Raw genomic sequence first — 18,377 nt, 5'->3', positions numbered from 1 at the left:
AGGTATGGCAGTGCAGACCGGACTCGGCGAGCCGCGCGGCCCGTGGTTCGTCTCGCCCGAGCTGGACCCGGACGGACGCGGGCGCTGGGACGTACCCGGGTCCGAGCGGGAGGCGGCACGGCGGAGCTGGCGCGGCCGGCTGCTGAGCGCGGCGGCGGTGGTGGCCCTCTCCACCGTCTCCGGGGCGGCGGCCGGCACCTGGGCGGCCGACCGGGACGCCCCCGGCCCGGCGGCGGCCTCCGCCGCGCCGGTGCCGGCGGAGCTGGTCACCGCCGCCGAGAAGACCGTCCCCGGGGTGGTCTCGGTGATGGTCGGCGGCGCGTCCGGCGCGTCGGCCTCCGGCTCCGGCTTCGCCATCGACAACGAGCAGCACATCGTCACCAACGACCACATCCTGGCCAAGGGCGGCTCCGGACCGGTGACCGTGGAGACCTCCGACGGGCGCCGGTTCACCGCCGAGGTGGTGGGGCGGGAGCCCGGCAGCGACCTGGCGGTGCTGAAGGTCCCGGCGGCGGCCCGGCTGTCGGCCCTGCCGCTGGCCAAGCCGAACTCCACCCGGGTGGGCGAGCCGGTGCTCGCGGTCGGCTCGCCGCTCGGCCTGGCCGGCACCGTCACCGCCGGTATCGTGAGCGCGCTGAACCGGCAGGTCCGCATCGGCAACGGGCGGCACACCGCGGTGCAGACCGACGCCTCCATCAACCCGGGCAACTCGGGTGGGCCGCTGGTCAACGCGCGGGGTGAGGTGGTCGGGGTGAACACGGCCATCGCCACCATCGACGGTAACGGCTCGATCGGCATCGGCTTCGCCATCCCGATCGACCAGGTCCAGCAGACCGCCGACACCATCATCGGCCGGGGCGGCTGACCGGCCCCGCGGCCCTGATCTGCGCGCGCGTGCCGAACGTCCGGCCGGAAGGTCAGAAGTGTCGGATATCCGGCCTGGGACCATCGGGCCATGGAAATATTACGCTGAGTATGGATACTGGCGGAGGTGGAGCAAGCTGTCATCGCGGCCCTCCTCCTGGGGGGCCTGGTCATCGGCGCCGGTGTCGGTGCGTCGTACGCCCGCGCGCAGCGGGGTTGGAAGGACTACAAGACCATCCGGACCACCATCCCGGGCGCCCGGCGCACCGCGTGGATGGCGACCCGTGCGGTGATCACGAAGATCGGCGTGATCGCGCTGCTGCTGTTCGGGGCGGCGGCGTACGCGGCGGCCAGTTCGGACCACGACCGCGCGGGCCCGGGCCCCACCCCGACCCCGACCGTGACCGCCACCCCGGGCCACCGCGCCGGGCGTTAGCCTCAGGGCGTGGACGACGGACTGCGGGTGACCGACCGGCTCGTGCTGCCCGACGCCGAGCTGCGGGAACGCTTCTCCCGCTCGTCCGGCCCGGGTGGCCAGGGGGTCAACACCACCGACTCGCGGGTGGAGCTGAGCTTCGACCTGGCCGGGTCGCCGAGCGTGCCCGAGCCGCTGCGCGCCCGCGCCCTGGACCGGCTCGCCGGCCGGCTGGTCGACGGGGTGCTGACCGTGGCGGCCAGCGAGCACCGGGCGCAGCTGGCGAACCGCGAGGCGGCCCGCGAGCGGATGGCCGCCCTGCTGCGCGAGGCGGTCGCGCCGCCGCCGAAGCCGCGCCGCCCCACCCGCCCGTCCCGCGCCGCCAAGGAGCGCCGGCTGGCCGAGAAGAAGCGGCAGTCCCAGCGCAAGCGCGACCGCCGGGTGGACGGCGACTGACCGCGAGGAACATGGCAGGCGCCGGAAAACGGTTTGAGGGCCCGCCTGCCGTCGCCCAGAATTCGCCGGGTGCCGAGCGACTTCTCCGTCAAGCCCACCCTCACCGGCGACCGGGTCCTGCTGCGTCCGTTCGTCGACGACGACCTCGCGGCCTTCGAGGAGATCCTGGCCGACCCGGAGGTGGCCCGGCTCACCGGAAGCCCGCCCGGGGAGGGGCTCGAACCGGCCCGGCTGCGGGCCTGGTACGGCACCCGCAACAGCCAGCAGGACCGGCTCGACCTGGCCGTCGTGGACCGGGCGACCGGGGCCTGCGTCGGTGAGGTGGTGCTCAACGAGTGGGACCGGCACAACGACAGCTGCAACTTCCGCACCCTGATCGGCCCCGCCGGGCGGGACCGCGGGCTCGGCACCGAGGCGGTCCGGCTCGTCGTCGGGTACGGCTTCGAGCAGCTCGGCCTGCACCGGATCGGGCTGGAGGTGTTCGCCTTCAACCCGCGCGCCCGCCGGGCCTACGAGAAGGTCGGCTTCGTGGCCGAGGGCACGCTGCGGCAGGTCCTCCGCGACGGCGACGGCTGGGTGGACGCCACCGTCATGTCGATCCTCGCCGAGGAGTGGGCCGCGCATCGGGGCCACCCGGCCGGCTGAGTCCGGCACGCGGGACCGGGATTGAGCCGGGCGCGTCGAACCGCTTCAACCGGAACGCGAGCTGGAACGGCAGCCTCGCCCCCGGCGCGCAGACCACGTTCGGCTTCCTGGCCGGCGGCGCCGGCGCGAACCTCGTGCCCGTGGTCGCCTGCGCGGCCACCTGACCCCTCGACCGGGCCCGTCGGCGCGTGTCGGCGAGCCCGCGGTCAGGCCGGCCGGTCGGTCGCGTCGAGGGCGGCCAGCAGCCGGGCGCAGCCCGGCGGCCCGCTCGGCGAAGCCCCGCTGGGCGGCGGCGTACTCCGCCCGGCCCTCCGGGGTCTCCACCCGGACCGGCGGGTGACCGAGGTCGGCCAGGTCGTACGGGCTGGCCCGCATGTCCAGCGTGCGAATCTCCCGGGCCAGCGCGAACGCGTCCGCCACCAGCTCCGAGGGCACCAGCGGGGAGAGCTTGTACGTCCACTTGTAGAGATTCCTGCGTATGCTCATCCCAGTCAATTCCGAGGGAGGGAACGCAGGGATGGACGTCGTCATCTACGCACGGCTCAGCCTGGACAAGCTGGGTAACGAGCTGGGCGTTGATCGGCAGCTCGAAGCCTGCCGGGAGTTGGCGGCTCGTCAGGGTTGGACGGTGACGCGGGAGCTGATCGACAACAGCATCAGCGCCACGACCGGCCGGGTCCGGCCGGCGTTCGAGAAGCTGCTCACCCTGAGCCCGAAGCCGGACGCCATCATCGTCTGGCATCTCGACCGGCTCGTTCGCCTCACCCGTGAGCTGGACCGGGTGATCAGCTACGGCGTGCCCGTCCACGCCGTGACCGCAGGGATGCTGGACTTGAGCAACCCGACAGGCGTCCTGATGGCGAACGTGGTCACGGCGTTCTCTCAGTTCGAGGGTCAGCAGAAGGCTGCTCGTCAGCGTCTGGCAGCCACGCAGCGCGCTTCCCAGGGCCGGCCCTGGTGGTCAGCTCGACCCTTCGGGTACGAGCGCGATGGAACACCTCGTGGTGGTGAAGCCGAGGCCGTTCAGCGTGCGTACCAGGATCTGTTGGCGGGGCGGTCCCTGTTGTCGATCGCCGACGAGTGGAACCGTCAGGACATGCTCACCACCAGGGGGAGGAACTGGACGGGAGCAACTGTTCGTCAGCTCCTCATGTCTGCCAGGAACTGCGCCATCCGGACGTACGCAGGGGATGAGGTCGGCCCTGGCAACTGGGATGCCCTGGTGCCTGAGGAGATCTACCGGTCCGCTGTCCGTGTGCTCAACTCTCCGACCCGCAAGGCTGGTGGTGGCGGTCCCCGTCGGAGCCTGCTGACGGGCGTCGCTACCTGTGCCAACTGTGGGGGCCCCATCCGCACGGCATGGCGTGGACGGAAGGGCGAGCAGGGTAGCTACGCCGTCTATGAGTGCAAGTTGAAGCACTGCGTATCCCACCGTCAGGACGAGGCTGACACCATGGTCAGTGAGCGCGTGATCCGGTTCCTGACCGCGCCGCAGTTCGCGGAAGCGTTCGAGCAGAGCGAGGATGACCTGCCTGTTCAGCAGATGAGGGACGAGTTGGGGAGCCTGCGGTCACGACTCGATGATCTGGCCACCGACTATGCCGCTGGGCTCGTTACTCGATCGCAGTTTCTGACTGCATCCCAGACCATGCGCAGCCGGGTGGACGAGTTGGAGGATCAGCTATCCCAACTCGGAGGTGACAGCGCCGTCAAGGGCGTCACCGGGATGACGGACGAGCAGGTACGCCGTCACTGGGATGGGCTGGATGTAGACCGCAGGCGGTCCCTGATCCTCGCGGTTGTCGTGAGCTGCTGTCTCCGCCAGAAGGGGCGTGGCGTCCGCCGCACCGATGAGCGGCATGTCGATGTGTTGTTCAGGGCGAAAGATCCTGCGAAGGTTGCGAGCATTTGACACAGGGGAGGAACCGAACCGGGAGAGGGCCCCGAAGGGGCCCATCTTCGGACTCCTGATCTTCAGGTTCTCCGCCGACGCATGAACACCACGCGAGCGCAGCGATCCTGTGGCGCGGACGCTTCGCGGAAGTGCCCCTGCATCCCAGTGCTACTGGTATTCAGCCATGCTATGACGTAGCGGTGCGGAGAGGGCGTCTCAGGGGGTCATGCCCCCACCCTTGCCGGTGGCTCCGCTCCCTCAAGCAGCGCCACACACACATCGATCAACAGGGCGCGTAGTCGGCCCGCGCGCTGCGAGAACTCGCGTTGACGAGCGACGTACTCAGCCTTGCCCTCGGGTGTCTCGATGGCCACCGCCGGTTCCCCGTAGGAGGAGAAGTCGTACGGGGACGCCTGCATGTCGAGCAGCCGGATGTCCCTCGCCAACTCGAAGCAGTCGAGCGCCAGATCCCCCGGAACCGCAGGGCCCAGCTTGGTTGCCCACTTGTGGCAGTCCATCGAGGCGTGCAAGCAGCCCGGCTGGTCAAGCTCTACCTGGCTCTCCCTCGTTGGTTGGAGCCGGTTGAGGCTGAGCGCGTCAGGAGTGAAGAACCGGAACGCATCGAAGTGCGTGCAGCGGATCTGGTGAGACTCGACTACCGCGTCAGTTCCCTCTTGCCCAAGTCGCAGGGGGAGTGGATGCCGATGTTCACGTTGGCGGTACACCATCGCCCACTCATGCAGGCCGAAGCAGCCAGTGAAGGCTGATCGCGACGCGATCGCGGACAACAGCCGATGGATGAAGCGCACCGACTCAGCCCGGTCGGCGAGGAACGTGGTGACGTCGAAGCTCACGACTCCGTCCGCGTCAGTGGCGTACCAACGCCATTGACGGTGTGGGGCGGGGCCGTTCGGTCCGGGCTCCAAGGAGATGCCCACGCCCGGGTGCCAGCGTCGGAGCACGGAGGGCCGGGTGCCGTAGTAGTCGTACAAGAAGTCATCGATCGCGTGGCGTTCCCTGGTGGCCTTGCGGGCGCGGTGGCCTGCGGTGAGGGAGTCCGCGCGCTTCTCGTGGGCTTCCAACAGGGGGAGCCAGCTTGTGGCGGGGATGCTGGTCAACGATTCGGGCCCTTGTCCGCTTCAAGCTCCTCGACGACCGCCGTGGTCTCCGCCGGGCTGAGCCGCAGCGGCCAGGCGTTGTGCCGCACCTCGTCCTGGGTCTGCCGGTAGACCATCGCCCACTCGTGCATGCCGAAGCAGCCGAACTGGGCCGGGCGGCCGGCGGTCGCGGCCAGCAGCGTGCGGATCCAGGCGAGCGACTCGGCGCGCCGCGCGCGTACCCCCTCGGTGTCGAGGGTGACCCCGGCGGCGGTGGCGCGGTAGTCCCGGCCGAACCCGGCCGGGTCCGCGTCGCGCAGCACCACCCCGGCGCCGGGGTGCCAGCGGCGCAGTTGGGCCGGACGGTGCGAGTAGTAGGTGAAGAGGAAGTCCTCGACGGGGTGCCGCACCCCGGAGCGGCGGCGGGCCAGGTGCGGCGCCAGCCAGGCGTCCACCCGCTCCTCGTGGGCGCGACGCCGGGCCTGCCAGTCGGCCGCGTCGAGCGCGGTGGCGGGGGCGAGGGCGGCGGTCACGGACCCCAGGGTACGACCGCCGCCCCGCCCCCGGTCACCGCACGTCCACCCGCACCCCGGCGGAGAAGACCCCGCTGCGCAGCTCCAACTGCTTCGGCGGGTCGTCGCCGTGCACGGTGAACACGAGCGGCAGCAGCACCCGGGAGCCGGCGGCGACCGGCTGGGCGAAGACGTCCCGGCCGAGGTTCGCCACCCGGGTGGCGCTCTCGTCGGTGGCCACCCAGTTGCCACCGGGCAGGTACGCCCGCTGCAACTGCCCGTGCCAGGTCTGCTCGCCGGACGTGAGGTTGCGCACTCCGACCGTGGCCAGGCACTGCCGCCCACCGGCCGGCGCCACGGGCTGCGTGCCCCCGCCACAGGCCAGCCGGTAGACGGTGAACTCGAACGCGTTCTCGCGCAGCGGAACGCCGACCGGGCCGGTGACGCTGTTGCCCACCCAGGCGCCGCTGGTCGGCTGCTTCGTGGTGTCCATGGCGGCGACCCGCTGGGTGGCCGTCCACGCCGCCGCGCCGACCACGCCGGCCAGCACCGCGGCCGCGACCCCGACCACCGCCCAGATCGGCGGCCGGCGGCGCCGTCGGGCGGCGGCGGGCATCGCCGGGCGGGGGTAGACGGTGCCGCGGTCCGCCGGGCCGCCCGTCCCGCTCGCGACCGGTGGGACGCCGGCGGCGAGCCGGGTCGGGCCGGAGGGGGTGCCGGTGGCCGCCCGCGCCGGGCCGGAGCGCCGGCGTCGCCACACCCACCACAGCACGCCGCCGGTCACCACCAGGAGCGCGGCCAGCGCGGCCAGCAGCACCGGCGGGCGGCGCCAGGCCGGGGCCGCGGTCACCTTCGCGGCCGGCACCGTCGCGGGCCCCGTCCAGGTCGCCGTGGCGCAGTCGTACGGCCGGGTGCCGTCGGTGCCGTACGCGCAGGTCGGCGCGGTCACCGGCCGGCCCTGGGCGACCCCGCTGAGCGCGGTGTTCAGCGTGGTGGTGCTCCGCGCCGGCAGCCGCAGCCGCCAGGTCACCTCGTTGGCGGCGGCCGACCCGATCGGGCGGTTGGCCCGGCCGCCACCGGTCACCGCGGTCGCCCGGGACCCGGCCGGCAACTCCTGCCGGACGGTCGTCTCGACCGGCGTGGGGCCGCCGTTGCGGACCTGGATCCGGTAGCCCGGCGCCGGGGTGCCGGCCGCCGCCACCGCCACGGTCACCGGCGGGGTGGTCAGCTGGATCGGCGCCGGCTTGGTGGTGGGCATCGCCGGTGGCGCCGCGGGCATCCCGGTCGGAATCGGGGTGGCCCGGGCCGCCACGGCCGGCGGAGCCGCCGCTTGCGCTGCCGGCGTCGCTCGTGCTGCCGCCGGAGCCGCCGGTGGCGGGGTCGCAGCCTCCGCCCGGGGTGCCGTGAGCGGCAGGGCCGGCACGGCGGCCATGACGCCGAGGCAGTTCACGAACACTGCCAGGGTCCTGTGGTGTCGTCTCGATGCAGGCATACGAACGAACCTCCGGCCCCGAAGCTATGGGCCCGGGCCCGCCGGGCGGGTACGAAGCCGGCAATCCCGCCCCGGCCGGCGCGGGCCGGCGTACCCTGGCGCGCCACCCGCCCGGCGGAGCCCGTGGCCGCGTCCGGCGTGGCCGGGCCGGGCGTCGGGGATAGATTGGCCGGGTGCGTATCGCTCGTTTCGCTCATGCCAAGGGAATGTCGTTCGGGGTCGTCGAGGGCGAGCCGGAGGCCGGGCCGCAGGGCCTGACCATCGCCGAGATCGAGGGCCACCCGTTCGGGCAGATCCAGTTCTCCGGCGCCCGTTGGGCGCTCTCCGACGTCCGGCTGCTCTCGCCGATCCTGCCGAGCAAGGTGGTCTGCGTCGGCCGCAACTACGCCGAACACGCCGCCGAGCACGGCAGCGAGGTGCCCAAGGAGCCGCTGCTCTTCCTCAAGCCGTCCACCTCGGTGATCGGCCCCCGGGACGCCATCCGGCTGCCCGTCTTCTCGAAGCAGGTCGAGCACGAGGCCGAACTGGCCGTGGTGATCGGCGCGCCGGGCGCGCGTCGGGCCGACCGGGCCGCCGCCGAGCGGGCCATCTTCGGCTACACCTGCGCCAACGACGTCACGGCGCGGGACCTCCAGCGCTCCGACGGGCAGTGGACCCGGGCCAAGGGCTTCGACTCGTTCTGCCCGATCGGGCCGTGGATCACCACCGGGCTGGACGTCAGCGACCTGGAGGTCCGCTGTGAGGTCGGTCGCAACCCGGAGGAGATGGAGGTACGCCAGCTCGGCCGGACCAAGGACATGGTCTTCGACGTGCCGGCCCTGGTGTCGTACATCTCCCACGTCATGACGTTGCTCCCCGGTGACGTGGTGCTGACCGGCACTCCGGCGGGGGTTAGCCCGCTCACCGACGGGGATACGGTCACCGTGCGGATCGAGGGGATCGGCGAACTCACCAACCCGGTGGTACCGGTCGCCTGATGCGTCCGACGCCTCGTTTCCGCAGCTCAGTGGCGGTTCGGGGGGTTGGATTTGGCCTGCCGGCACCGGGAGGGTAAAGTTCATTCCCGGCGCCGCAAGGGGCCAATGGGGTATGGGGTAATTGGCAGCCCGACTGATTCTGGTTCAGTTAGTCTAGGTTCGAGTCCTGGTACCCCAGCGCAGCCGCGGATTCGCGAGAATCCCGGACGCTGGATTCTGGCGGAGTTCCGCTCCGCCCCTCGCGAGAGGGGCGGCAGATGATCTCTGATAGAGTGCAGCTTCCCGCCCGCGAGGGCGCGGAAGCACGAAGTTCTGGCCCCGTCGTCTAGCGGCCCAGGACGCCGCCCTCTCAAGGCGGTAGCGCCGGTTCGAATCCGGTCGGGGCTACAAGCGCTGACAGCCCGTCCCACCTCATGGGGCGGGCTGTTTCGTGTTTCCGGCTGTGGTCCGGCGTCGCGACCCCCTCGTGGAGGGCCGGACGTGGTGCCGCTAGACTACTGCCGCACCGCCCGCCAGGGCGGTGAAGCAGGAAAAGTGCCTGGCCCCGTCGTCTAGCGGCCCAGGACGCCGCCCTCTCAAGGCGGTAGCGCCGGTTCGAATCCGGTCGGGGCTACCACACCGAACGGCCCGTCTCGCCCGTGCGAGACGGGCCGTTCGCCGTTCCACCCCACCCCTTGCCTGGTTGATCATGAGGTTGGCGGCGTTCCTGATCTCAGAGACCGCCGCTAACGTCATGATCGACCAGTCTGGGGAGGGCGGGGTTACAGGCCGGAGAGGCGTTGGCCGGCTCGGACCACGGCCATGGCGTGGCGTTCGCCGGGGCGGCGGCCCAGGCGCTCGATCGGGCCGGAGATGCTGATGGCGGCGATGACCCGGCCGGTGCGGTCGCGGATCGGGGCCGAGACGCTCGCCACACCGGCCTCCCGCTCGGCGACGCTCTGCGCCCAGCCGCGGCGGCGGACCTCGGCGAGGGTGCGGCCGGTGAACTTCGACCGGGGCAGCAGCGGCATGACCGCCTCGGGCGGCTCCCAGGCCAGCAGGATCTGCGCCGCGGAACCGGCCGTCATGGGCAGCACCGAGCCGACCGGCACGGTGTCCCGCAGGCCGCTGGCCCGCTCGGCCGCGGCCACGCAGATCCGCTCGTCGGCACGGCGCAGGTAGAGCTGGGCGCTCTCACCGGTGGCGTCGCGCAGCGCGGCGAGCAGCGGCTCGGCCGCGGTCAGCAGCACGTCGGGTGCGGCGTTGGCCAGCTCGCCGAGCCGGGGGCCGGGGCGCCAGCGGCCCTGGGTGTCCCGGACCAGCATCCGGTGGATCTCCAGCGCCTGTGCCAGCCGGTGCGCGGTGGCCCGGGGCAGCTTGGTCCGTTCAACGAGTTCGGCAAGGCTGGCGCCGTCGACGCAGGCGGCCAGGATGACCACCGCCTTGTCGAGAACGCCGACACCGCTCATACTGTGTCCCACAAGCCGAAATTTACCTCCCAGAATTTAGGATGTCCAGATGGTGGGAGTCACTCAACCGAGGACCCTGGCCGAGAAGGTCTGGGACGCGCACGTCGTCCGCTCCGCCGCGGGCGAGCCGGACCTGCTCTTCATCGACCTGCACCTGCTCCACGAGGTCACCAGCCCGCAGGCGTTCGACGGGCTGCGCCTGGCCGGCCGTCGGGTCCGCCGCACCGACCTGACGATCGCGACCGAGGACCACAACACCCCGACCGGGTACGACGACCCGGCGTTCCGCTCCCGGCGCGGCGACCTGCTCACGATCGCGGACCCCACCTCCCGCACCCAGATCGAGACGCTGCGCCGCAACTGCGCCGAGTTCGGCGTACGGCTGCACCCGCTGGGCGACGAGAACCAGGGCATCGTGCACGTCATCGGCCCGCAGCTCGGCCTCACCCAGCCGGGCATGACGATCGTCTGCGGCGACTCGCACACCGCCACCCACGGCGCGTTCGGTGCGCTCGCCTTCGGCATCGGCACCAGTGAGGTCGAGCACGTGCTGGCCACCCAGACGCTGCCGCAGGCCCGCCCGAAGACCATGGCCGTCAACGTCGTCGGTGAACTCGCCCCGGGCGTCACGGCCAAGGACCTGGTGCTCGCCCTGATCGCCCAGGTGGGCACCGGCGGCGGGCGCGGCCACATCGTGGAGTACCGCGGCGAGGCCATCCGGAACCTCTCCATGGAGGGCCGGATGACCATCGCCAACATGTCCATCGAGTGGGGCGCCAAGGCCGGCATGATCGCGCCGGACGAGACCACCTTCGCGTACCTCAAGGGGCGGCCCCACGCGCCGCAGGGGGCCGACTGGGACGCGGCGGTGGCCTGGTGGCGAACGCTGCCCACCGACGAGGGGGCGACGTTCGACACCGAGGTGACCCTGGACGCGACCCGGATCACCCCGTTCGTCACCTGGGGCACCAACCCCGGCCAGGGCCTGCCGCTCGGCGCGGCCGTGCCGGACCCGGAGGAGTTCGTCACCGAGCCGGAGCGGGTCGCCGCCCGCCGGGCCCTGGAGTACATGGACCTCACCCCCGGCACCGCGCTGCGTGACCTGGCCGTGGACGTGGTCTTCGTCGGCTCCTGCACCAACGGCCGCCTGGAGGACCTGCGTGCCGCCGCCGACGTGCTGCGCGGGCACCAGGTCGCCGACGGCGTACGCATGCTGGTGGTGCCCGGCTCGGCCGCGGTCCGCGAGGCGGCCGAGGCGGAGGGGCTGGACAAGGTCTTCACCGACGCCGGTGCCGAATGGCGCTTCGCCGGCTGCTCCATGTGTCTGGGCATGAACCCGGACACGCTGAAGCCGGGCGAGCGCTCCGCCTCGACCTCCAACCGCAACTTCGAGGGCCGCCAGGGCCGGGGCGGGCGTACCCACCTGGTGTCCCCGCCGGTCGCCGCCGCCACCGCCGTGGTCGGCCGGCTGGCCGCCCCCGCCGACCTGTAGAAGGGCAGCCGAGAGATGGACAAGTTCACCAGCCACACCGGCACCGCCGTGCCGCTGCGCCGGTCCAACGTGGACACCGACCAGATCATCCCCGCCGTGTACCTCAAGCGGGTGACCCGGACCGGATTCGCCGACGGTCTGTTCAACGCGTGGCGGGAGGACCCGTCATTCGTCCTCAACGATCCCGTCCATTCGGGCGCGTCGATTCTGATCGCCGGCCCCGAGTTCGGCACCGGATCGTCCCGGGAGCACGCCGTCTGGGCGCTGCGCGACTGGGGCTTCCGGGCCGTCATCTCGCCGCGCTTCGGCGACATCTTCCGCGGCAACGCGCTGAAGGAAGGTCTCCTTCCGGTCGAGCTGGAATTGAAAGCCGTGGAAGAACTGTGGGATCTCGTGGAATCCGAGCCGACCACGCCGATCACCGTCGACCTCGCCGCCCGCCAGGTCCACGCCGGTGACGCCACCTGGGCGTTCCCGCTGGACGACCACAGCCGCTGGCGGCTGATGGAGGGCTTGGACGACATTGGACTCACCCTCCGGCACGAGGCCGAGATCAGCGCGTACGAGGGGTCCCGGCCGTCGTTCCTGCCCTCGGTCGCCTGACCGCAGATAGCTTTTCGCCCCCACCGGTCCGACCGGTGGGGGCGAATCCGTTACGACACAAGGGCTTTTTTCCACCGAATGTTTGTGTCCAGGCAGCACAGGGCATACCGTGCGCGCAGAATGGCTCGCGTCGAGTCAGTTGCACAATCGGGAGGAAGTCGTGAACAAGGCCGAGCTCATCGAGGCGCTCGCCGTTCGCCTGGGGGACCGGAAGACGGCGACGGCCGCTCTCGACGCGGTTCTCGCTGAGGTCCAGGCGGCGGTCACCAAGGGCGAGAAGGTGGCGATCACCGGATTCGGAGCGTTCGAAAAGCGCGTCCGGGGCGCCCGAACAGCGCGCAACCCGCGGACCGGCGAGGCGGTGAAGGTCAAGAAGACCTCCGTCCCGACGTTCCGCGCCGGCGCGGGCTTCAAGGAGATGGTGGCCAGCGGCAAGCTGCCGAAGGCCACCGCCGCCGCCAGGAAGACCGCCGCGGCCGCCGCGAAGACCACGGGCGCGAAGGCGACCGGTGCCAAGGCGACCGGCGCGAAGGCGACCGCCGCGAAGAAGACCACGGCGGCGGGCGCCGCCAAGAAGACCACGGCGGCGAAGGCCACCAAGACGACCGCCGCGACCAAGAAGGCCGCGCCGGCCAAGAAGGCCGCGGCCAAGACGACCGCGGCCAAGAAGACCACCGCGGCGAAGAAGACGACGGCTGCCAAGAAGACGACGGCCGCCAAGAAGACGACGGCCGCCAAGAAGGCGCCGGCGAAGAAGGCTCCGGCCAAGAAGGCCGCCACCCGGCGCTGACCGCACGGCCGGAAAGGGCGCCCACCCTCCGCGGTGGGCGCCCTTTTCGTGGGTACGCGTTGACCGGCCCGCGCGCGGCCCCGCAGAATCCTCGTGCCGAAACCCCCGTCGGTCACGAGAAGAGGGGGCGCCCGTGCGCCACCGTCACCTCCCCACCGTGGCGCTCGCCCTGGGCGTCGTGGTCCTGCTCGATGTGCTGCGGGTGTGGCTGCCGTCGATCATCACCATCTTCGGCCAGGCGGCCGAGACACCGGCCGAACTCCTCGGCGCCTTCGCCCTCGGCTGGTTCGTGCTGGCCCTCGCCGTGCCCGTCCTGGTCCGCCGGCTCGGTGCGCGCCCGGCACGCCTGGCCGCGGCCGGCCTCCTGGCCGCCACCCGGCTCGCCCTTACCGCCGCGCCCGGCGGTCGGGTCCAGCTCTGGCTGGCCTGCGCCGGCCTGCTCGCCGGCCTGGTCTGGCTCGCCGCGACCGCCGCGACGGTCGCCCGCCCGGTGCCGGGGCTGGCGTTCGGCCTGGCCGGGGCCGCCGTCGGGCACGCCCTGCTCGGCACCGAGGACCTCGTCTGGCGGGGCGGCGTGCTCGGGTGGACGGTGAGCGTCGTGCTGGTCGGCGCCTTCCTCGCCGCGCAGTCGGCCGCGGATCCCGCGGCTGGGCTTCGGGACAGCGGCGCGGCGAGCCGGGTCGCCTGGCTGCTGGTCGGGCCGGTGCTGCTGCTGGCCGGCCAGCTGGCGCTCGCACCGGCCGTGTGGGACGCGGCGGCCTCCTACTGGCACGGCTCGGCGGACCTGCCCGGCCTGGGACTGCCACCGGCCCACCTCGCGGCGGTCCCCGAGTTGGCGATCGGCCTGTTCCTGGTGGCGCTGCTCGTGCGGCCGCCCCGGCCGGTGGCCCGGCTGCTCTGGCCGGTGGCGCTGGTGGCCGGCGCGGGGCTGTTCGCCGCCGACCGGGCCGGCTGGCTGGCGGCGGCGGTCCTGCTGGCCGCCGCCGGCCTCGGTGGCTGCCTCGCCCTCGTCGACACCGTCGCCGACCGGGGGCACGCGCTGGTGCACCGCCGCTCCGGCAGGCCTCTCATCCCCGCGACGGTCGCGGGATCCGCCGCGGACTCCGGCTCCGTCGCAGGCGCAGGCGCCGCCGGGGTGACCGGACCGGGCGAGGGTGCGGGTTCCGGCGAGCCGGCCGCGCCGGGTCCGGGTGGCGGGGACGGTGGCGGGCGGCGCGGGTTCGCCGTCGCCGGCGGGATGCTGGGCTTCGCGGTCGGCGCGGTGGCCTACTACGCCGCCTACGACCTCGGGTACCCCAACGGTGGGGTGCCGGTGCTGGCGGCGCTCGCCGTCGCGGCCGCGGCCGTGGCCGCCCCGCCGGGCGCCGCTCGCCGGTTCCGCACGCCGGTGCCGGCGTGGACGGTCCTCGGCGCGATGCTGCTGACCGCCGTCGGCGGCGGGATCCACCGGCCGGCGCCGGCCCCGCACCCGCCCGCGACCCCACCGGCGGCGGTACGGGTGGTGGCGTACAACATCCGGATGGCGTTCGGGCTGGACGGGCGGCTCGACCTCGACGCGCTGGCCCGGGCGGTCGACGGCAGCCGGCCGGACGTGGTGCTGCTCAGCGAGGTGGACCGCGGCTGGCTGCTCAACGGCGGCCACGACACCCTCGCGCTGCTCGCCGGGCGGCTGCGCATGCCGTACGTCTTCGCGCCCGCCGCCGATCCGGTGTGGGGCGACGCGGTGCTGAGCCGCTTCCCCGTGCGGGCCGGCGAAACCCGGCCCCTCGCGGCGCACGGCGCGCCGACCGGGGCGCAGGCACTCGGCGTCACGCTCGACCTCGGCGGCCGGGACCTCGCCGTGGTCGCCACCCACCTGCAACCGCCGCCGGGGCAGGACCCGGTGGCCCAGGCCCGCGAGGTCGCCGCCTTCGCCACCCGGTACGCGGCCGGCCGCCCGCTGGTGCTCGGCGGCGACCTGAACACCGAGCCGGCCGACCCGGCCTTCGCCGAGTTCACCCGGGCCGGCCTGGCCGACGCGCTCGCCGCGGCCCGACCGCTGCGCACCAGCCCGGCCGACGACCCGCGCACCGAGATCGACCACGTCCTCGTCTCGCCGGGTCTCACCGCGTCCGGGGTGACCGCGCCGCGCACAACGGCCAGCGACCACCTGCCGGTCGCGGTGACGCTCGCCCTGCCCTGAGCCGCCGGGCGCCCGGAGGGCCCAGAGCTGTCGGGCCCGGAGGGCTCAGAGGCGGTCGGCCGCGAGCAGCCGGTCGCCGGTGAAGGCGAGTAGCCAGCCGCCGCCCTTCGGGGTGGTGAAGTTGTCGGCGGTGCCGGTCAGATGTTCCAGCGCGCCCGGGATCACCTTGCCCTGGCTGCACACCGCGACCGGTTCCCCGTCGGCGGCCAGTGCGGACAGCCGGGCCGCGGCGGCCAGGGCGCACTCGTCCGGCTGCTGTCCGGGCCGCGGCTCGTCGAGGTCGCCGACCACCTCGATGGGCAGGTCCAACAGGGCGGCCGCCGGGTCGAGGGTCTGCACGCAGCGCCGGGCCGAGGCGGAGACCAGGCGGGTGGGGCGGACCAGCGCCACCAGGGCGGCGAGGGCCTGCGCCTGGGCCCACCCCTCGGCGTCCAGCGGCCGGCCGGTGTCCGGCCCGGTCCAGGTGCCCCGCTTGCCGGCGTGCGCGTGCCGGACCAGTAGCAGGGTGGCGGTGACCGGCGGCAGCGCCGCGAACGCGGCGATCACCTCGGCGTCGTGCGGGTAGCTGACCTGGCGTACCGCCCGGTCGGCGGGGAACCAGGCCACCTCGTCCACCTCGGTGTCCGGCTGGAAGCCGCCCTGCGCGGCGGCCCGCATCGACCAGTAGTCGACCGACTTGGGTCGGCCCTCGCTGCGGTAGCGGGCGGTGGGCAGGCGTACCTGCGGCACGGCCCGGACGTCGGTCTCCTCGGCGACCTCGCGGACGGCGGCCCGCAGCGGGTGCTCGCCGGCGTCCAGCTTGCCCTTGGGCAGCGACCAGTCGCCGTAGCGGGGGCGGTGGACCAGGCAGACCTCGACGCCGCCGGCCGCCGGGCGCCAGACGACCCCGCCCGCGGCCCGGATCCGCACCGGCTCGTCGTCCGTCATCCGCTCACCGTATGCCCGCCCGGAGCGCGCCGTGGTCCGCTCAGCCCGCCCTCCCGCCGACCCGGTGCAGCAGCAGGTCCTGCAGGTGGGTCAGCGGCGTGTCGTCGCTGCCGGTACGCCGGTGCCAGCTCCCGTCGGCGGCCAGTTCGAAGGCGTCCACCTCGGGGCTGAACGCGGCGGTCAGCACGTGGTCCAGCTCGGCCCGGGCCACCGGGTCGCTCACCTGCACGAGCGCTTCCACCCGGCGGTCCAGGTTGCGGTGCATCAGGTCGGCGGAGCCCATCCAGAACTCCGCGTCGCCGTTGTTGCCGAACCGGAAGATCCGCGAGTGCTCCAGGAACCGGCCGAGGATCGAGCGGACCCGGATGTTCTCCGACAGCCCCGGCACCCCGGGCCGCAGCGTGCACATGCCCCGGATCAGCAGGTCCACGTGCACCCCGGCCCGGGACGCCCGGTAGAGCGCGTCGGTGATCTCCTCGTCAACCAGCGCGTTCACCTTGAACTGCACGAGCCCCGGCATGCCCAGCCGGACGTGCTCGATCTCCCGCTCGATCCGCTCGACCAGGCCGCTGCGGATGCCCTGCGGGGCCACCAGCAGCCGCCGGTACGCGGTCTGCCGGCTGTAGCCGGTGAGCACGTTGAACAGGTCGGTGAGGTCGGCGCCGATCTCCGGGTCGGCGGTGAGCATGCCGAAGTCCTCGTAGAGCCGGGCGGTCTTCGGGTGGTAGTTGCCGGTGCCGATGTGGCAGTAGCGGCGGATCTGGTTGCCCTCCTGGCGGACCACCAGCGCGGTCTTGCAGTGCGTCTTGAGGCCCACCAGGCCGTAGACCACGTGGCAGCCGGCCCGCTCCAGGGTGCGCGCCCAGCCGATGTTGGCCACCTCGTCGAAGCGCGCCTTCAGCTCGACGAGCACCACCACCTGCTTGCCGGCGGCGGCCGCGTCGACAAGCGCGTCGACGATGGGGGAGTCGCCGCTGGTGCGGTAGAGCGTCTGCTTGATGGCCAGCACGTCCGGGTCGGCGGCGGCCTGCTCGATGAAGCGCTGCACGCTTGTCGCGAACGAGTGGTACGGGTGGTGCACCAGCACGTCCCCGTCCCGCAGGGTGGCGAAGACGCTGCGCGGCACCTCGCCCTCGGCGAGCCGGGGGTGGGTGGCCGGCACGAACGGCGGGTCCTTGAGGTCCGGGCGGTCGGCCTCGCCGTACACCTGCCAGAGCGCGGAGAGGTCGAGCAGGCCGCGGACCCGGAGCACGTCGTGGCCGTCCATGTCCAGCTCGCGGACGAGCAGCTCCAGCATGTGGTCGGAGATGGAGGCGGCCACCTCCAGCCGCACCGGCGGGCCGAAGCGGCGCCGGGCCAGCTCCCGTTCGAGGGCCTGGAGCAGGTCCTCGTCGCGGTCCTCGTCCACCTCCACCTCGGCGTTGCGGGTCACCCGGAACAGGTGGCACTCGACCACCTGCATGCCGGAGAAGAGCTGCCCGAGGTGCACCGAGATGAGGTCCTCCACCGGCAGGAAGCGCACCCCCGGCTGGTCGCGGGCCACCCGCACGAACCGGGGCACGTTGTTCGGCACCTTCACCCGGGCGAACAGCTCCGAGCCGCCGTCCGGGTCGCGCACCGAGACGGCCAGGTTCAGCGACCGGCCCGAGATGTACGGGAACGGGTGCGCGGGGTCCACGGCGAGCGGGGTGAGCACCGGGAAGATGTGCTCCCGGAACCAGGTGCGCAGCCGTTCCCGCTCGGCGTCGTCGAGGTCGCTCCAGCGCAGGATCCGGATGTTCTCCTCGGCCAGCTTGGGCAGCACGTCGTCGACGAAGCAGGCGGCGTGCCGGGAGACCAGGTCGGCGGTCTTCTCGGTGATCAGATCCAGCTGGGTCCGCAGCGGCAGCCGGTCGCCGCCGCGTACCGGCAGGCCGGCGGAGAGCCGGCGCTTCAGCCCGGCCACCCGCACCATGTAGAACTCGTCCAGGTTGCTGGCGAAGATGGCCAGGAACTTGGCCCGCTCCAGCAGCGGGGTGCGGGGGTCCTCGGCCAGCGCCAGCACCCGGGCGTTGAAGTCGAGCCAGGAGAGCTCCCGGTTGAAGAACCGGTCCTCGGGCAGGGGCAGGGCCGCGGCGGGCTCCGCCTGCGGGCCCGGACCCTCGACCGGGTCCAGCGACTCCTCCAGCCCGGCGGAGGCCGCCGCCGCGGGCTCGGGGCTGACGCTCTCCTCGGGCGGGCGGACGCGGCGGAACCGGCCGTCGGCGCCGCGGGTCGACGCGCCGTTGCGGGGCGCGCCGGGGTCGACGAGGTTACGGGGGCCGTCGGGGTGCTCGCGAGGGGTGCTCACCACCTCATGATTCCCCGACAACGGTGAACGGAAAATGAACTCGGGGCAGGTGGGTCACGCCATCGTCGGCAATGTCACCCGGACGACCTCGCCGGCGGCGTCCCGCTCGATGCGGACCCGCTGCCCGAGCCGGAGCAGCCGCAGGCCGGAGGCGTCGAAGGCGCGGGCCGGGAAGGCCAGCTCGGTGCCGTCGTCGAGGAGCAGCACCCCGCTGCGGGTCGACGCGTCGTAGGTGGCCACCGTGCCCTGCATGC

General features: G+C 73.2%; 16 protein-coding genes, 3 tRNA genes and 2 pseudogenes. 13 read left to right on the top strand and 8 right to left on the bottom strand.

What is annotated here, in order from left to right; genetic code table 11:
• The first annotated feature begins 4 nt into the window (after positions 1–4).
• From FXF50_RS10595 to FXF50_RS10580, 4 genes are all read left to right on the top strand, one after another.
• Positions 5–865, top strand: a complete 861-nt coding sequence (locus FXF50_RS10595) for a S1C family serine protease (RefSeq protein WP_091312621.1) — start codon at positions 5–7, stop codon at positions 863–865.
• Positions 866–991: 126 nt separating this feature from the next.
• Positions 992–1,300 carry a hypothetical protein gene (locus FXF50_RS10590; RefSeq protein WP_148427042.1) on the top strand — a complete coding sequence of 103 codons (309 nt, stop codon included), beginning with the start codon at positions 992–994 and terminating at the stop codon, positions 1,298–1,300.
• 9 nt (positions 1,301–1,309) lie between these two features.
• A complete protein-coding gene (gene arfB, locus FXF50_RS10585; protein WP_148427041.1) occupies positions 1,310–1,735 on the top strand; it encodes an alternative ribosome rescue aminoacyl-tRNA hydrolase ArfB in 426 nt (141 codons plus the stop codon).
• 69 nt (positions 1,736–1,804) lie between these two features.
• Positions 1,805–2,380: a GNAT family N-acetyltransferase gene (locus tag FXF50_RS10580; protein ID WP_255509980.1), complete on the top strand. Its 576-nt coding sequence runs from the start codon at positions 1,805–1,807 to the stop codon at positions 2,378–2,380.
• Between the two features lie 206 nt (positions 2,381–2,586).
• On the opposite strand, the pseudogene FXF50_RS10570 reads toward FXF50_RS10580, so the two are convergent.
• A pseudogene (locus FXF50_RS10570) lies at positions 2,587–2,851 on the bottom strand (3-methyladenine DNA glycosylase); the annotation flags it as partial.
• A gap of 46 nt (positions 2,852–2,897) precedes the next feature.
• Between FXF50_RS10570 and FXF50_RS10565 the strand changes: the two are divergent.
• A complete protein-coding gene (locus tag FXF50_RS10565) occupies positions 2,898–4,292 on the top strand; it encodes a recombinase family protein (protein WP_187399614.1) in 1,395 nt (464 codons plus the stop codon).
• A 206-nt stretch (positions 4,293–4,498) separates the two neighbouring features.
• Here the strand turns inward: FXF50_RS10565 and FXF50_RS10560 are convergent, their stop codons facing one another.
• The 3 genes and pseudogenes from FXF50_RS10560 to FXF50_RS10550 form a co-directional block, all read right to left on the bottom strand.
• Positions 4,499–5,392 carry a 3-methyladenine DNA glycosylase gene (locus FXF50_RS10560; RefSeq protein ID WP_148427038.1) on the bottom strand — a complete coding sequence of 298 codons (894 nt, stop codon included), beginning with the start codon at positions 5,390–5,392 and terminating at the stop codon, positions 4,499–4,501.
• Between the two features lie 26 nt (positions 5,393–5,418).
• Positions 5,419–5,904, bottom strand: a pseudogene (locus tag FXF50_RS10555) (3-methyladenine DNA glycosylase); the annotation flags it as partial.
• A 34-nt stretch (positions 5,905–5,938) separates the two neighbouring features.
• Entirely contained in the window at positions 5,939–7,375 is a 1,437-nt protein-coding gene (locus FXF50_RS10550) for a hypothetical protein (protein WP_148427037.1), read from the bottom strand.
• A 173-nt stretch (positions 7,376–7,548) separates the two neighbouring features.
• On the opposite strand from FXF50_RS10550, the gene FXF50_RS10545 reads away from it, so the two are divergent.
• From FXF50_RS10545 to FXF50_RS10530, 4 genes are all read left to right on the top strand, one after another.
• Positions 7,549–8,352, top strand: coding sequence for a fumarylacetoacetate hydrolase family protein (locus tag FXF50_RS10545; RefSeq protein ID WP_091312593.1), 804 nt, complete (start codon positions 7,549–7,551; stop codon positions 8,350–8,352).
• Positions 8,353–8,458: 106 nt separating this feature from the next.
• Positions 8,459–8,530, top strand: a tRNA-Gln gene (locus FXF50_RS10540).
• Between the two features lie 136 nt (positions 8,531–8,666).
• Positions 8,667–8,739, top strand: a tRNA-Glu gene (locus tag FXF50_RS10535).
• Positions 8,740–8,892: 153 nt separating this feature from the next.
• A tRNA-Glu gene (locus tag FXF50_RS10530) sits at positions 8,893–8,968 on the top strand.
• Between the two features lie 145 nt (positions 8,969–9,113).
• On the opposite strand, the gene FXF50_RS10525 is transcribed toward FXF50_RS10530, so the two are convergent.
• A complete protein-coding gene (locus tag FXF50_RS10525) occupies positions 9,114–9,800 on the bottom strand; it encodes an IclR family transcriptional regulator (protein WP_013284529.1) in 687 nt (228 codons plus the stop codon).
• Between the two features lie 49 nt (positions 9,801–9,849).
• Here FXF50_RS10525 and leuC point away from each other — a divergent pair, with 49 nt between their 5' ends.
• The 4 genes from leuC to FXF50_RS10505 all read left to right on the top strand — a co-directional run bounded on the left by leuC (position 9,850) and on the right by FXF50_RS10505 (position 14,867).
• Positions 9,850–11,292 carry a 3-isopropylmalate dehydratase large subunit gene (leuC, locus tag FXF50_RS10520; RefSeq protein ID WP_148427036.1) on the top strand — a complete coding sequence of 481 codons (1,443 nt, stop codon included), beginning with the start codon at positions 9,850–9,852 and terminating at the stop codon, positions 11,290–11,292.
• Between the two features lie 15 nt (positions 11,293–11,307).
• Positions 11,308–11,895, top strand: coding sequence for a 3-isopropylmalate dehydratase small subunit (gene leuD / locus FXF50_RS10515; RefSeq protein WP_148427035.1), 588 nt, complete (start codon positions 11,308–11,310; stop codon positions 11,893–11,895).
• 160 nt (positions 11,896–12,055) lie between these two features.
• Positions 12,056–12,685, top strand: coding sequence for an HU family DNA-binding protein (locus tag FXF50_RS10510; protein ID WP_187399613.1), 630 nt, complete (start codon positions 12,056–12,058; stop codon positions 12,683–12,685).
• Positions 12,686–12,818: 133 nt separating this feature from the next.
• Positions 12,819–14,867 (top strand): endonuclease/exonuclease/phosphatase family protein, encoded by a 2,049-nt coding sequence (locus tag FXF50_RS10505; protein WP_148427034.1) that lies wholly within the window; start codon positions 12,819–12,821, stop codon positions 14,865–14,867.
• Between the two features lie 45 nt (positions 14,868–14,912).
• On the opposite strand, the gene FXF50_RS10500 is transcribed toward FXF50_RS10505, so the two are convergent.
• Genes FXF50_RS10500 through FXF50_RS29790 form a run of 3 tightly spaced genes read right to left on the bottom strand, consistent with a single transcriptional unit; the run spans position 14,913 to position 18,375 of the window.
• Positions 14,913–15,794, bottom strand: a complete 882-nt coding sequence (locus tag FXF50_RS10500; RefSeq protein ID WP_148427033.1) for an NUDIX hydrolase — start codon at positions 15,792–15,794, stop codon at positions 14,913–14,915.
• A 40-nt stretch (positions 15,795–15,834) separates the two neighbouring features.
• Complete coding sequence (locus FXF50_RS10495) at positions 15,835–18,123, bottom strand: RNA degradosome polyphosphate kinase (protein WP_187399612.1); 2,289 nt, start codon at positions 18,121–18,123, stop codon at positions 15,835–15,837.
• Between the two features lie 54 nt (positions 18,124–18,177).
• On the bottom strand, positions 18,178–18,375 hold the full coding sequence (locus FXF50_RS29790) for a cold-shock protein (protein WP_212838810.1): 198 nt from the start codon (positions 18,373–18,375) through the stop codon (positions 18,178–18,180).
• Positions 18,376–18,377 lie beyond the last annotated feature (2 nt).

The organism is Micromonospora sp. AP08, assembly GCF_008085935.1.
Classification (GTDB): domain Bacteria; phylum Actinomycetota; class Actinomycetes; order Mycobacteriales; family Micromonosporaceae; genus Micromonospora; species Micromonospora chersina.
Note: the sequence above shows the minus strand (reverse complement) of the source record. Positions and strands in the feature narration are given on the sequence as shown.

What these genes read in the sequence shown, in the direction of transcription:
- FXF50_RS10595 (WP_091312621.1), top strand. Translation starts at nt 5, where the DNA reads ATGGCAGTGCAGACCGGACTCGGCGAGCCGCGCGGCCCGTGGTTCGTC.
- FXF50_RS10565 (WP_187399614.1), top strand. Translation starts at nt 2,898, where the DNA reads ATGGACGTCGTCATCTACGCACGGCTCAGCCTGGACAAGCTGGGTAAC.
- FXF50_RS10550 (WP_148427037.1), bottom strand. Translation starts at nt 7,375, where the DNA reads ATGCCTGCATCGAGACGACACCACAGGACCCTGGCAGTGTTCGTGAAC.
- FXF50_RS10525 (WP_013284529.1), bottom strand. Translation starts at nt 9,800, where the DNA reads ATGAGCGGTGTCGGCGTTCTCGACAAGGCGGTGGTCATCCTGGCCGCC.
- leuC (WP_148427036.1), top strand. Translation starts at nt 9,850, where the DNA reads ATGGTGGGAGTCACTCAACCGAGGACCCTGGCCGAGAAGGTCTGGGAC.
- leuD (WP_148427035.1), top strand. Translation starts at nt 11,308, where the DNA reads ATGGACAAGTTCACCAGCCACACCGGCACCGCCGTGCCGCTGCGCCGG.
- FXF50_RS10500 (WP_148427033.1), bottom strand. Translation starts at nt 15,794, where the DNA reads ATGACGGACGACGAGCCGGTGCGGATCCGGGCCGCGGGCGGGGTCGTC.
- FXF50_RS29790 (WP_212838810.1), bottom strand. Translation starts at nt 18,375, where the DNA reads ATGCAGGGCACGGTGGCCACCTACGACGCGTCGACCCGCAGCGGGGTG.